At 66.0% G+C, this 13,610-nt stretch carries 13 protein-coding genes; 8 read left to right on the top strand and 5 right to left on the bottom strand.

Annotation, left to right across the window (positions count from 1 at the left end; all coding sequences use genetic code 11):
- Positions 1-68 precede the first annotated feature (68 nt).
- On the top strand, positions 69-1,259 hold the full coding sequence (gene tuf, locus AB0M74_RS13125) for an elongation factor Tu (protein ID WP_364905783.1): 1,191 nt from the start codon (positions 69-71) through the stop codon (positions 1,257-1,259).
- 178 nt (positions 1,260-1,437) lie between these two features.
- Positions 1,438-2,247 (top strand): alpha/beta hydrolase, encoded by an 810-nt coding sequence (locus tag AB0M74_RS13130; RefSeq protein WP_364905786.1) that lies wholly within the window; start codon positions 1,438-1,440, stop codon positions 2,245-2,247.
- Positions 2,248-2,280: 33 nt separating this feature from the next.
- Here AB0M74_RS13130 and AB0M74_RS13135 read toward each other — a convergent pair whose 3' ends face one another.
- From AB0M74_RS13135 to AB0M74_RS13145, 3 genes are all read right to left on the bottom strand, one after another.
- Entirely contained in the window at positions 2,281-3,435 is a 1,155-nt protein-coding gene (locus AB0M74_RS13135; RefSeq protein WP_364905789.1) for a lipase family protein, read from the bottom strand.
- Positions 3,436-3,561: 126 nt separating this feature from the next.
- Positions 3,562-4,185 carry a TetR/AcrR family transcriptional regulator gene (locus tag AB0M74_RS13140; protein WP_364905792.1) on the bottom strand — a complete coding sequence of 208 codons (624 nt, stop codon included), beginning with the start codon at positions 4,183-4,185 and terminating at the stop codon, positions 3,562-3,564.
- A gap of 5 nt (positions 4,186-4,190) precedes the next feature.
- Complete coding sequence (locus AB0M74_RS13145) at positions 4,191-4,547, bottom strand: SPW repeat protein (RefSeq protein WP_364905795.1); 357 nt, start codon at positions 4,545-4,547, stop codon at positions 4,191-4,193.
- A gap of 245 nt (positions 4,548-4,792) precedes the next feature.
- Here AB0M74_RS13145 and AB0M74_RS13150 point away from each other — a divergent pair, with 245 nt between their 5' ends.
- The 3 genes from AB0M74_RS13150 to AB0M74_RS13160 all read left to right on the top strand — a co-directional run bounded on the left by AB0M74_RS13150 (position 4,793) and on the right by AB0M74_RS13160 (position 7,725).
- Entirely contained in the window at positions 4,793-5,992 is a 1,200-nt protein-coding gene (locus tag AB0M74_RS13150) for an FAD-dependent oxidoreductase (RefSeq protein WP_364905798.1), read from the top strand.
- A 158-nt stretch (positions 5,993-6,150) separates the two neighbouring features.
- Positions 6,151-6,912 carry an aspartate/glutamate racemase family protein gene (locus tag AB0M74_RS13155; protein WP_364905801.1) on the top strand — a complete coding sequence of 254 codons (762 nt, stop codon included), beginning with the start codon at positions 6,151-6,153 and terminating at the stop codon, positions 6,910-6,912.
- 69 nt (positions 6,913-6,981) lie between these two features.
- Entirely contained in the window at positions 6,982-7,725 is a 744-nt protein-coding gene (locus tag AB0M74_RS13160) for a DNA alkylation repair protein (RefSeq protein WP_364905804.1), read from the top strand.
- A 484-nt stretch (positions 7,726-8,209) separates the two neighbouring features.
- On the opposite strand, the gene AB0M74_RS13165 is transcribed toward AB0M74_RS13160, so the two are convergent.
- Together AB0M74_RS13165 and mftR2 are read right to left on the bottom strand one after the other, a co-directional pair.
- Positions 8,210-9,265 (bottom strand): ferredoxin--NADP reductase, encoded by a 1,056-nt coding sequence (locus tag AB0M74_RS13165; RefSeq protein ID WP_364905807.1) that lies wholly within the window; start codon positions 9,263-9,265, stop codon positions 8,210-8,212.
- Between the two features lie 60 nt (positions 9,266-9,325).
- On the bottom strand, positions 9,326-9,949 hold the full coding sequence (gene mftR2 / locus AB0M74_RS13170; RefSeq protein ID WP_364905810.1) for a mycofactocin system transcriptional regulator MftR2: 624 nt from the start codon (positions 9,947-9,949) through the stop codon (positions 9,326-9,328).
- 343 nt (positions 9,950-10,292) lie between these two features.
- Between mftR2 and mftA the strand changes: the two genes are divergently transcribed.
- The 3 genes from mftA (at position 10,293) to mftF (ending at position 13,601) form a co-directional block, all read left to right on the top strand.
- Positions 10,293-10,391 (top strand): mycofactocin precursor MftA, encoded by a 99-nt coding sequence (gene mftA / locus AB0M74_RS13175; protein WP_328413443.1) that lies wholly within the window; start codon positions 10,293-10,295, stop codon positions 10,389-10,391.
- Positions 10,392-10,405: 14 nt separating this feature from the next.
- Positions 10,406-11,968, top strand: a complete 1,563-nt coding sequence (gene mftC / locus AB0M74_RS13180; RefSeq protein WP_364905813.1) for a mycofactocin radical SAM maturase — start codon at positions 10,406-10,408, stop codon at positions 11,966-11,968.
- Positions 11,969-12,200: 232 nt separating this feature from the next.
- A complete protein-coding gene (gene mftF, locus AB0M74_RS13185) occupies positions 12,201-13,601 on the top strand; it encodes a mycofactocin biosynthesis glycosyltransferase MftF (protein WP_364905815.1) in 1,401 nt (466 codons plus the stop codon).
- The last annotated feature ends 9 nt before the right edge of the window (positions 13,602-13,610 follow it).

Below are 13,610 nucleotides of genomic sequence, written 5' to 3' on the forward strand. Positions count from 1 at the left end.
AGTACGACCCCCAGTAATAACCGCACTGCTGCAACTGCACGCACCAACAAGTCCAGGAGGACACCACAGTGGCGAAGGCGAAGTTCGAGCGGACGAAGCCGCACGTCAACATCGGCACCATCGGTCACGTCGACCACGGCAAGACCACGCTGACTGCAGCGATCACCAAGGTGCTGGCTGACAAGTACCCGGATCTGAACGCGGCGTTCGCGTTCGACCAGATCGACAAGGCGCCGGAGGAGAAGGCTCGTGGTATCACGATCAACATCTCCCACGTCGAGTACCAGACGGACAAGCGCCACTACGCGCACGTCGACGCGCCGGGTCACGCGGACTACATCAAGAACATGATCACCGGTGCGGCGCAGATGGACGGTGCCATCCTGGTGGTCGCCGCCACCGACGGCCCGATGCCCCAGACTCGCGAGCACGTGCTGCTCGCCCGTCAGGTCGGCGTGCCCTACATCCTGGTCGCGCTGAACAAGTCGGACATGGTCGACGACGAGGAAATCCTCGAGCTCGTCGAGATGGAGGTCCGCGAACTGCTGGCCGCCCAGGAGTTCGACGAGGAAGCGCCGGTCGTGCGTGTCTCCGGTCTGAAGGCGCTCGAGGGCGACCCGAAGTGGACCGAGTCGATCGTCGAATTGATGAACGCGGTCGACGAGTCGATCCCGACTCCGGTTCGTGAGACCGACAAGCCGTTCCTGATGCCGGTCGAGGATGTCTTCACGATCACCGGTCGTGGCACCGTCGTCACCGGTCGTATCGAGCGTGGCATCATCAACGTGAACGAGGAAGTCGAGATCGTCGGCATCCGCGAGAAGGTCACCAAGACCACCATCACGGGCATCGAGATGTTCCGCAAGCTGCTCGACAACGGTCAGGCGGGCGACAACGTCGGTCTGCTGGTTCGTGGTATCAAGCGTGAAGATGTCGAGCGTGGCCAGGTCGTCGTGAAGCCGGGCACCACCACCCCGCACACCGAGTTCGAGGGCCAGGCCTACATCCTGTCCAAGGACGAGGGTGGCCGCCACACGCCGTTCTTCAACAACTACCGTCCGCAGTTCTACTTCCGTACGACTGACGTGACGGGCGTTGTGACCCTCCCCGAGGGCACCGAGATGGTCATGCCCGGTGACAACACCGAGATGTCCGTCAAGCTGATCCAGCCGGTCGCCATGGACGAGGGCCTGCGCTTCGCGATCCGCGAGGGTGGCCGCACCGTCGGCGCCGGTCGCGTCACGAAGATCGTCAAGTGATTCTCTGACTCACTGACCAAACGGCGTCGCCCCGAAAGGGGCGGCGCCGTTTGCGTACTTGCGCCGTTGCCCAACGCACCGACCAGGCGAGTAGTACGACATCATCTCGGAGGTCATGGACTTCATCGGCAATCCGACGCACTGTCGTAGGGAGAGATTGCGACTATTCGGAGGATGCATGGCCAAGAACGCGCAGCTGGACGTCACCGAGGGCACGCTCGAGCACGAGCTGCCCTATCTGGCGCTCGGCTCGGGGCGGCCGCTGGTGTTTCTGCGGTGGTTCACACCGGACCACGCCAACCCGCGCGGGTGGATGCGTGACTCGGAGATCGCCACGCTCACGCCGCTGGCGAGGCATTACCGGGTCTACGCGGTGAACCGTGCTCCGGGCATGCCCGATGGCACGACGATGGCCGATATCGCCACCCAGCACGCGGCGGCGTTGCGTGCCGAATTCGGTGGTCCGGTAGATGTTCTCGGTGCTTCCTCAGGAGGCTCGCTCGCGCTGCAACTGGCGGCAGACCATCCCGCAGCGGTGCGCAGGTTGGTGATCGCCTCCTCGGGTTACCGACTGGAGGACCATGCGCGCCGATCCCAGCTGCGCTACGCGGAGGCGGTGGCCGAGGGCCACCGCGCGTTGCACCACATGGCCCCCATCACAGCCTCCTCGCCCCTCCTCGGACGGCTCGGCGCGGCGGCCATGTGGTTGGCCGACCCGTTGGCACGTCCGAAGAATCCCGCCGACACCCTCGCCTTCGTGCGGGCCGAAGACGGCTTCGACCTCTCCGGCCGCCTCGGTGACATCACGGCCCCGACCCTGGTGATCGGCGGCGAGCGCGACAGCGCCTACAGCCCGGCTACATTCCGCCACACCGCCGATGGCATCCCGAATTCCCGCTTGATCATCTACCCCGGCACCAGCCACATGGGTGCGATCAAGCACCCACGCTTCGCCGCTGATATCGCCGACTTTCTCGACGCGGCCTGAGCGGCGGCGCTGCGGGCCTACGGCCGGCGCCGTTCAGCAATTCGTCGGCGCAGGCTCGCCGCGGAATCGGGCCTCCAGCCAGGCGAGTGCCGCGGGGATGCCCAAGACAGCGGCGGTGAGGTGTTCGGGGGAGGCGGTGAGTTCGGTCTGCAGCCGTACGCCGGCCTGGCAATAGCGACGGTTGGTATTGATGGTCGCTTCGACCGGAATGAGCGGGTCGGTCGGTGAATGCCATTCGAATATCGGCATTTTGGGCACGCCGTCGAACAGCTCCAGGCTGTTTTCCTCGACGACGCTTCGCGCGTTTCGATCGTTGGCGAGTGACATGTTGCTTGCGAAATCGCGCGCGCTGCGCCACGCTCCGGCGGCCAGAATTTCACTGGTGCAGCTGTTGGCAATGCGGTCGCGGGCTGCCATACCTTGGGAATTGAGGTAGTCGCTGATCGGGAATCGGTCGGGGTATTCGCGTTCCAGCCCGATGGCCGCCGCCATCAGCAGTCCGAAGGCTGGATGTGGATCGAACCTGATGCCTTCCAACATTTTCACCATGTTCGTCGGCACACCGCCTGCCGCGGCGCCCACGATGTCGAGCTCGGGTGCATAGCGAGGTGCGAGTGCGGCGGCCCACGCGGTCGCCATGCCACCGCCGGAATAGCCTGCCATCGCGACCGGGCTGTTGTGCACACCGAGCTCGGGAACCTGACGCGCCGCGCGGATTCCATCGAGAGTGATCTGCCCGCCGAGCCGAGCCGCACCGTAGGCGAAGTTCGGGCCGAGATGATCGGGCAGCGCGACGCTCCAGCCGTGCAGCAATACCGCGTTCAGCGCCGCCGCTTCCTTGAACTGCAGATTGAAATCGTCGGAGTAGAGCGTCCTGGAGATCGCGCACTTGGTTCCGAGCGAGTTGATGATGTGCTGGTAGGACAGCAGCGGTCCGTCGGGCTGACGGCTGTGCGGTGTCAGGACGGTGGTTGTCGCCGCGATGGGTAGTCCGCGGGAATTCGTCGAGCGGAATTTGATGAGCGTGACGTCGGTATCCGGGAAGACCAGTAGCGGGGGTAGCGGCCGGGTCGCGATCACCTCACCCGGCCGTTTTGCCGCGATATCGCCCGGCGCGGCATAGAAAGGATCGGGATCCGCGACAGGGTAGATCGGTGTCGCCGGCGCCGTGCCGGTACCGATCAGCATCGTCGTGAGAATCCCGGTCAGCAGCCCGGTTATCAGTGTGCCTCGCGTGGGTATACCAATGCGCACTGATTACACTTATCACGGCCCAGCCGCGCAATTGCGAAGGCGCGGCCTTTCAGAATGTTGTCAGCCGAGCTGTGTCATCCCTGCGGCGACAACCTGAGCCACATTCAACAGTTCGTCTGTTGTCGGCAGCGGCAGACCGTCGAGCGCATGCAGACGGTCGGTGCTCGCGATCGCGAACATGGCCGAAACCCAGGCGGCCGCACAAGCGCGCAGGGTGCCTTGCTGAACCGGTGTCGACGTACTCGCTTGGAGGACTCGGGCGGTGATATCGAGCATTTGGTCGCGTAGGTGGCGCAGTTGGCGCCGGACGTCCGGGTGGGTGTCGGCTTCGCGCCACATGATGACGCGCAGTACCGAGGAATGGTTGTCGCGCAGATTGAGCGCGGCATCGAGATTGATCAAGCTGGCGGCCGGGTCACCGGGGGCAACCACCGTGCCGATGTCGTCGATCGGATGGTGGGGTACCCGTTCGGTCATGAGCGCGGACAGGATCGCATCCTTGGTCGGGAAGTAGTAGAAGACCAGGCCTTTGGGGACGCCTGCCGCGCCGGCGATAGCCGCGGTCGCGGTCGCATCGAATCCTTGTGCCGCGAAAAGTTTTTCGGCGGCATCCAGGATGAGCTGCCGGGCGTCGCCGTCCACCTTGGCGCTACGGCGACGCCGTGCTCGATGCGGTTTCGGCATCTGCATCAGTGGTGTGGAGCCATGTCGTGCAGACGTGCCGACATCGCCGGCAGCGCCGCGATCGCGACCACTACCGTCACTACCCCGACTACCCATGCGGTCCAGGATGCGCCGCGGTAGTCGGTGAAGTCCATTGCCCATGGGGAAATGAACAGCAGTGCGCCGAACAGGCCCATCGCGTAGTCGGTGGCCTGCACGGCGGGCCGGTAGATCTGCGCGAGTCCGGTGAGAGCAATGAGAACGCCCAGGACGATCAGTGACCACTGGCCGTTGTCATTCGTCTCTACCCAGAGGGGTGAGAGCGCGGCGAAGACTCCCAGCACGATGGCCAGGTAGTCCTGTGTGCGACTTTCGGTGAACATGGAGTGCCTCCTCGAGCTATGGAATGTTCTCCTGCCTATGATTCAACTCTGATTGACCGCCCGATCAATATCGATACGGACACGGTTGCGGCACCAATCGGTGGTAGTCGCGGTCCGGTCGGCACAGTGACGGCCCTCACTATGAACGGTGACCAAGCGGAAGTTAGGGTGAGCTGCGTGTCACCTTCAGTTACGGATGCCCACTCGACCCGGCGACTGCCCGGCCACACCGAAGGAGAGGCCGCATGAACGGGCCGATCGTGATCGTCGGCGCTGGGCTGGCCGGCCTGCGCACCGCGGAGGAACTGCGCCGCGCAGGATACGAGGGCGCCCTGATCCTCGTCGGTGAGGAGTCGCGGCTACCTTACGACCGACCGCCGCTGTCCAAGCAGTTCGTGCGTGGCGAGACCGACGACACCACACTCCGGCCGGAGGAATTCTTTGTCGAAAAGCAGATCGATCTACGTCTGAATACCGCGGCGGTCGGCGTCGACACCGTGGCGCGGCAGGTCGCTCTCGCCGACGGAAGCACGCTGGACTATGCCCAGCTGATCATCGCGACCGGTCTGCGGCCGCGCCGACTGCCCGGCCTGCCGGACCTGAAGGGTGTGCACGTGCTGCGCGGGCACGCCGACGCCGCCGCGCTGCGGGCCGAATTGTCCGGTGCGAGTACGGCGCTGGTGGTCGGTGCGGGGTTCATCGGATGTGAGTTGGCGGCCAGTTTCCGTGCGGGCGGGGTGCGCGTGGTGCTGATCGAACCCCAGCCGACGCCGCTGGCCTCGGTGCTCGGCGAGCAGGTCGGTGCGCTGGTCGCCAGGATGCATCGCGCCGAGGGCGTGGATCTGCGCTGCGGCACCGGACTGGATACCTTCCTCGCCGACGACGCCGACCGGGTGCGCGGTGCGCGACTGTCCGATGGCAGCGAGGTGTCCGCCGACCTGGTGGTCATCGGGGTCGGCTCGCGGCCGGTCACCGAATGGCTCGCCGATTCCGGCATCGCGCTCGCCGAGCCGACCGCGGGCGGCGGCGTCCTCGCCGATGAGGTGGGCCGCACGTCCGTCGAGGGTGTGTGGGCGGTCGGCGACGTCGCCGCGTGGCTGCACGAGACCGGTCAGCGCAAGCGGGTCGAGCACTGGACCAATGCGGGCGAGCAGGCAAAACTGCTGGCCTGTGCGCTGCTGGGCGCGCAACCGCCGACCGCGGCGCGGGTGCCGTACTTCTGGAGCGACCAGTACGACATGAAAATCCAGGCCCTCGGCACCCCGACAGCGACCGACGAGGTCCACATCGTCTCCGACGACGGCCGCAAGTTCCTCGCCTACTACACCCAGGACGGCAACCTCACCGGCGTGGTCGGCGCGGGCATGACCGCGCAGGTCATGAAAGTCCGCGCGAAGATCGCCGCGGGCGCCCCGGTGGCGGAACTGCTCGGCACGACTCGTTAGGCGGCTGCCTCGCCTGCGTGCGGGTTCGGTGCGGCTGTCGGTGGACGGTGTTCGGGGGTGTTCGTCAGGCGGCTGTTTTGCCTGCGTGCGGTTCGGTGCGGCTGTCGGTGGACGGTGTCCGGCGGTGGTCTTCAGGCGGCCTACTAAGGTTGGACCACGTGATCGTCGCGCTCATCGATTCCGGCCTCGGGTTGCTGACCACAGCTGCGTGGCTGCGCAAGCTTCGACCGGATGTGGACCTGCTGCTGCAACTGGATCCGGATGGTGCGCCGTGGGGGCCGAAGCCGGAGCAGTGGACCATCGATCGGGTGGTCGGCGCGGCGCGCACTTCGGTCGATTTCGGCGCAGAGGTAATCGTGCTGCCGTGCAATACCGCAAGTGTCACCGCGCTCGATCATGTGCGCGCCGAGGTCGGTCCCGAGGTGCCGGTGATAGGCACCGTGCCCGCGATCAAGCCCGCGGCTGCCGTCTGCTCATCGGTGGCGGTGTGGGCCACCGCGGCGACGACGGCCAGCCGCTATCAGGCGGATCTGATCGCCCGGTTCGGTGGCGCGGCCGACGTAGTCGGTGTCGCCTGCCACGGCTTGGCCGATGCTATCGACGCGGGCGATCTCGCCGGAGCCAAGGAGTCGATCGCACGGGCCGCCGAGCAAACCCCCGCCGACGTCGAGGGTGTAGTCCTCGGCTGTACGCACTACCCGCTGGTGATCGATGCCATCCTCGCCGCGCTGCCCGACGGCGTCCGTCTCTTCGACAGCGCGCAAGCCGTTGCCACGCAGACGATTCGGCGCATGGACGCGCTCGGCAGGCCCAGCACCGGAAATGGCGCGGTCCGGGTGCTCAACAGCGGTCGTCCCGGTGAACTGCCCGGCAGCGCCGCCGTCTTCGAGTCGGGGCGAATCCTCGGCGCACTGAGCTGATTCCCGCAGCTGTGCGCCATCGCGCCCGTCGACTGGACACGTCGACCGGCTGACAGGAAAGGTTCGCCGATGACGGCAGCTACCGAGACCGCTGCGCAGCTGCGGGCGGCGCTGGCGGAGGTCGCCGATCCCGCCGATGCAGTCCAGCTACAGCGGTTCTTCAAAACCGGCCCCGGTGAGTACGGCGCGGGCGACCTCTTCCTCGGGGTCCGGGTGCCGGTGACTCGCTCGATCGCGAAACGCTTTGCGACACTGCCGCTCACCGAAATCGACGACCTGCTCGACAGCCCGGTGCACGAGCACCGGCTCGCGGCGCTGGTCATCCTCAATGGCAGGTTCGCCGCGGCATCCAAGCCGCGCACCTTCGACGACAAGGCCCGCGCGGCCATAGTCGAGCTGTATCTCGCCGCCGTGCGCCGTGGCCGCGTGAACAACTGGGACCTCGTCGACGTATCGGCGGAGAACATCATCGGCCCATGGCTGCTGGACAAGCCGCGCGATCTGCTCTTCGAGCTGGCCGAGGCCGAGTCGCTGTGGGAGCGCCGAGTCGCCCTGCTTTCGAGCTTCGCATTCATCAAAGCGGGCGATGCCACCACGACTTTCGAACTGTCCGAGCGTCTGTTGGGCGACCGTCGCGACCTCATCCAGAAGGCGCTCGGCTGGATGCTGCGCGAGGTCGGCAAGCGCATCGATGAGCAGCTGTTGACCGACTTCTTGGACAAGCACGCACCCGAGATGGGCCGCACCGCACTGAGTTATGCCGTTGAGCGTCTCGTTCCTGCGCAGCGTGTTGCCTATCGTGCGATGTGTTGAGGCTGGCGGTGGTCGAATCTGGTGACCGGTGTGGAGTGAGTTTGTGGGTGACTGTTGGGGGTTGGTTCGCGTCCGAGATGGGTCGTGCTGCGTTGGGTTATGTCGTTGACCGTCTGGTTCCTGCGCAGCGTGTTGCCTATCGTGCGATGTGTTGAGGCTGGCGGTGGTCGAGTCTGGTGACCGTTGTGGTGTGGGTTTGTGGGTGGCTGTTGGGGGTTGGTTCGCGTCCGAGATGGGCCGCACCGCACTGAGTTATGCCGTTGAACGTCTGGTTCCCGCGCAGTGTGTTGTCTATCGTGCGATGTGTTGAGGCCGACAGTGACCGAATCTCGCAACCACCACGGAGCGAGTCTTACGAGCGACCGTTCGCGGCCGGCTCGCGTCCGAGTGGCCGAAGCGCATGCGACGCAGTCGCGAGTCTCGGCCGCTCGGACGCGAGCCCTGGGGGCCGCGAACCCGCAGCGCCGCAGGCGCTGCCAAAAACTCAGAACTGAATTTTCAGGTGGTTGGTGACCGGCCTGGCCTGGCAGCCGAGGATATAGCCGTTGGCGATGTCCTCGGGGTCGAGGATTTCGGCGTTGTCCATCTCGACCTCGCCCTCCAGCACCGTGCAGGCGCAGGAACCGCATTCGCCTTCCTGGCAGGAGTAGGGCACGTCGAGTCCTTTGGCCAGCATGATGTCGACCAGGGTCTGCTTGCGCGGCCAGGACAGCTCGTGCACCTCACCGTCGAGTTCGACCTCGACGGTGGCGGCGGCCGCAGCCTCCTCGTCACTGACCTCGACCGGTGCCTGGTCGGCGAACGGGTCTCCGGCAAGGGAATTGAATACCTCGGCGTGGGTGCGCGAGCGTGGCACATCGAGCCGTGCGAGCGCATCGTGCACCCGGTCCATGAACGGTTTCGGCCCGCACATGAATGCGTTGTAGGTGGCATAGGGCGAGACCAGGGTGGCCAGCGCGTCCGGTGTGGGCAGGCCCTGCAGGTACTCCAGCCAGTGGATCACGGTGAGCCGTTGCGGATGCTTGTCGGCCAGCTCGCGTAATTCGGCCGCGAAGATCACCGATTCGTGGTCGCGGTTGGCGTATATCAGAACGATCTTGCCGTTGCCCCTGGCCAGCGCCGATTTCAGGATGGACATCACCGGGGTGATGCCGCTGCCGGCGCCGAAGAGCAGCAGATCGTCATCGAGGTCCTTGGGGGTGAAAACGCCCGAGGGCGGCAACACCTCGATCTGGTCGCCCGCTTTGACGTTGTCGCATACCCAGTTCGATCCGTAGCCGCCGACGGTGCGTTTGATGGTGACCTTCGGCCGGTCGTCGGTGTGGGGCGAGCTGGCAAGGGAATAGCAGCGCGCCACCGAGCCGGTCAGGTCGCTCGGGATGCGCAGTGTCAGGAATTGGCCGGGCTGGTAGCTGAAGCGCTCACGCGATTCCTCGGGCACGTCGAAGACCAGCGAGCAGGTGTCGACGGTCTCGGTGATGACAGCGGCTACCCGCAGCACGACCGAGCGGGAGCCGTGTGGAACTTCAACGGTGGTCATGGCGTCCTCTCGAACGTGGCGCGGCCGGCGGTACCGACAAAACTAGAACGTGTTTCAGTTTCATGGTACGTCGGTCTTCGGCTGCCGGACAAGCTGGGCCTCCAGACCGGCTACCAACACCTCCATGCCGAAGTCGTATGCGTACTTCCCGCGCAGGTCCGCCATGTGCTTGGTGGCGCGCTCCACCACGTCGGGCAGCGCTACATCCGACAACGGCGCGCGGTCCCGCGGATTCACCCGGCTGCGGCCGAACAGGTAGGTGTGGATCGTCGCGTAAGCGGCGAGCACATTGCGGTCGGTGAAGCCCGCTTCGAACAGGATCTCCATCAGTGCGGCGATCAAGTCGAGCTGTTTGCCGAGCATCTGCTCGATCAGTACATCGCCGAGGCCGGGATGCTTGCGCAGCTTCTCATCGATCTGGTCGATGAGATCGCGCAGCCGCTGTTGCCACGGCCCGGATTCGGGTGGTGGCTTGCGAACTCCGGTCAATGCCGCGGTGGCGACCAGGTCGAGCAGCTCCCGTTTATCGGCCACGTAGTAGTACGGCGCCATCGGGGAAACCCCGAGTTCGCGGGAAAGTCGCCGCATCGACAATTTCTCGACGCCGTCTTCTCGAACCACCCGCAGTGCGGCCTCGACGATCTCGGACTCCGACAGAGTATTGCCGCCCCCGTTCGCCTGCATTCGTCCGACTCCCATGCCACCTCTACCACCGCGGGCATTGATCGCCCGTCACGTCCCGTTCAGCTGCTTGCCACCGAAAGTCTAGAGCGCCCGCCGCCGAACCGGTCGGTGTGCGTGCGACTCGGCCCGCAGGTCGGACGGCCCGGGCGGGCGCGTCCACTCAGTGGGACGGTGCACGTCCACCTCGATCGATCGAGTGGAACCTGTTCCATTTTGTCAGTGTATGACGTTATCGTGTGAGCGCGGCTACATCGGGTAGCCGTGGACACCGATCGTCATCTCGGAGGTAGCCATGCCGGAATACGGATCGCTCGGAAAGACCGACACCGACAGCGCCGGGCCGATCACCACGGTCGATGCGCGTTCGGCCGAGGAAGCGCCGCTGGTGGAGGAGACCCTCATCGAAGAGGTCTCCATCGACGGTATGTGCGGCGTCTACTGAACGGCGGAGCGACCATGCTCGATCTCGATACTCGTTGGGAGCTGCACCCCAGGGTGGCGCTGCGGCCGGAGTCGTTCGGTGCGCTGCTCTACCACTTCGGCACGCGCAAGCTCTCGTTCCTGAAGAACCCGCAGATCCTCGAGATCGTGCGGTCACTGCCCTCGCACGCCTCGGCGCGCACCGCGCTGCGGGCGGCCGGCCTGTCCGACGATGTCGCAGGCCCGTATGTGCGGGCACTGGAACAGCTGGCCGAGTCGAGCATGATCACTCCTTCGGCACCAGGCAGTTCTCCGGAAGTATTGCGGCACAGCGCATTCGCCGCAGCTGCCGCCCGACCGGACACGGTGCCGGCTCCGGCATCGACCGGTGCGGTGCGCCTGATCGACCGATTCGAAACCGGTCTCGCCGCACCCATCTGCCTCACCTGGGAGCTCACTTACGCCTGCAACCTGTCCTGCGTGCACTGCCTGTCCTCCTCGGGTAGGCGCGATCCGCGCGAGCTGAGCACCGCACAGTGCAAGGCGCTGATCGACGAGTTCGAACGCATGCAGATCTTCTACGTGAACATCGGTGGCGGCGAACCCACTGTGCGCCCGGACTTCTGGGAGCTGGTCGACTACGCGACCGCACATCATGTCGGAGTGAAGTTCTCCACCAACGGAGTTCGTATCACGCCGGAGGTCGCCGCGCGCCTGGCCGCCAGTGACTATGTGGACGTTCAGATTTCGTTGGACGGCGCGGACGCCGAGGTCAACGACGCGGTGCGCGGACCGGGCTCCTACGACATGGCGATCAGGGCATTGGACAACCTGGCCGCGGCCGGGTTCTCCGACGCCAAGCTGTCGGTGGTCGCGACCCGCCACAACATCGCTCAACTCGACGAGTTCAAGGCGATCGCCGACAAGTACGGCGCCACACTGCGTTTGACCCGATTGCGGCCCTCGGGGCGCGGCGCCGATGTGTGGGACGAACTGCACCCGCTGCCCGAACAGCAACGGGTGCTCTACGACTGGCTGGTGCGCAACGGCGACGGTGTGCTCACCGGCGACTCGTTCTTCCACCTTTCCGCGTTCGGCGAGGCGCTGCCTGGGCTGAACATGTGCGGTGCGGGCCGGGTTGTCTGCCTCGTCGATCCACTCGGCGATGTGTACGCCTGCCCGTTTGCCATCCATGATCGCTTCATGGCCGGAAATGTGGTGGCGGACGGTGGTTTTCGTGCTGTCTGGCAGGAGTCGGAGCTCTTCGCGGAGCTGCGCGAGCCCAGCGGTGGGGGCGCCTGCTCCGGCTGCGCCCACTACGACTCCTGTCGCGGCGGCTGCATGGCGGCGAAGTTCTTCACCGGCCTGCCCGCCGACGGACCGGACCCGGAGTGTGTGCAGGGCTACGGCGAGGCGGCGCTGGCCGATACAGGGCGGATGGTCCCGCGCTCGTCGGTCGACCACTCTCGGCGGGCGGCGCCGCGGAAGTCGGGTCCGCGGAAGTCGGGTCCGATTCCCCTCACGCTGTCGGTGTCCCGGCCGATCGTCACACCCGAGCGACGCCCGTCGCGGGCCTGCGACGAGAGTCCGCTGACATGATGCCGGGTCGGTAGCCAGTGATGCGCTGCCATATCGCTCGAAGGTCGCCGTCGATCGGATGGCCGGAGGATTGCCCTTTTGTTGCCGAGCGTCCGAAGTGGGTCGCCAGCGACCGCTCGGCAACACTCGGTGTCGGGGGTCGCCGGTCCACTCGGACCAATTCGCACGGAATTCTGTCCTTTTTTCCGGGTGGATGATGCTCGTGCGTGAATCTCCGCCTAGCATGCCAAGAATGCGCAATGATCGCCTGCCCGACGGGTTCGGGGTGCGGATCGATCCACGGGTACGCGCATACTCCGGGGGGCGCATACTGATCGGCGGTTCGCCCGCCCGGTTGCTGCGGCTTGCCCCGGAGGCCGCCGAGATGATCGGCGACGGGTACCTGGAGGTCACCGGCCCCAAGTCTGCTGTTGTTGCCAGACGGCTGCTCGATTCCGGTGTCGGCAATCCGCGTCCCCGGCTGTTGCCCTCGCCGGAAGACGTCACCGTCATCGTTCCGCTGTACAACAACGCCGACGGGCTGGTTCGACTGCTCTCGGCGCTGCGCGGGCACAACGTGATCGTCGTCGACGACGGCTCCGATCAACCGGTGCGCATTCCGAGCAATCGGGGCACCCGGTGCCGGGTGACCGTACTGCGTCACGATCGCAAGCATGGGCCCGCCGCAGCGCGCAATGCCGGATTGCGGGCCGCGACAACCGACTTCGTCGCCTTCCTCGACTCCGATGTCGTCCCGCGCAGCGGCTGGCTCGAAGTGATGCTCGGGCACTTCAGCGACCCGGAGGTCGCGCTCGTCGCGCCGCGCATCGTCGCGCTCGATCCGGAGTCGAACGCGCTGGCCCGTTACGAGCACACCCGTTCCTCGCTCGACCTCGGCAGGCGCGAGTCGGCGGTGCAGTCGCGTGGCCTGGTGTCCTATGTGCCGAGCGCGGCACTGCTGGTCCGGCGCCGGGCTCTGCTCGCCGAGGGTGGCTTCGACGAGACGATGCAGGTGGCCGAGGACGTCGACCTGTGCTGGCGGCTCGAGCAGGCGGGCTGGCGGCTGCGCTACGAGCCTGCGGCGCACGTGGCACACGACCATCGGATCTCCTTCCGCGACTGGTTCGGCCGAAAGCTGTTCTACGGCACCGGGGCCGCACCGCTCGGCGACCGGCATGCCGACATGGTGTCGCCGCTGTCGGTGCCGTCGTGGACGGTGGTTGCCGCGCTGCTGTTCGCGACGCTGTCGAAGTGGGGCCTATTCGGTGGACTGATCACCCTCGTCACCGCGCTGATCCGACTACGAAGAGTCTTCGCGGAGCTGGACAACCCGACCAGGATCGCAGCCATCTACCTCTCGCGCGGATTCTTCGCGGGCCTTTGGCGTTTGGCGTCGGCGATGTGCAGGCACTATTGGCCGGTCACCATGCTGGCCATGCTGGCGTCGCGGCGTATCCGGCGCATCGCGGTGACCATGGCCGTCGCCGACGGCCTCGCCGACTGGTTCACCCACCGCGATTCGGGCGGGCTCGATCCGTTCCGCTACGTGGCCTACAAACGGATGGACGACATCGCCTACGGCAGCGGGCTGTGGCTCGGCGCGTTTCGCGCGCGCAGCCTCGAGGCACTCAAACCCACCACGCCGTCCAGCTGAATCGGACCG

The sequence above is a fragment of the Nocardia sp. NPDC051463 genome (assembly GCF_040681975.1).
GTDB lineage: Bacteria > Actinomycetota > Actinomycetes > Mycobacteriales > Mycobacteriaceae > Nocardia.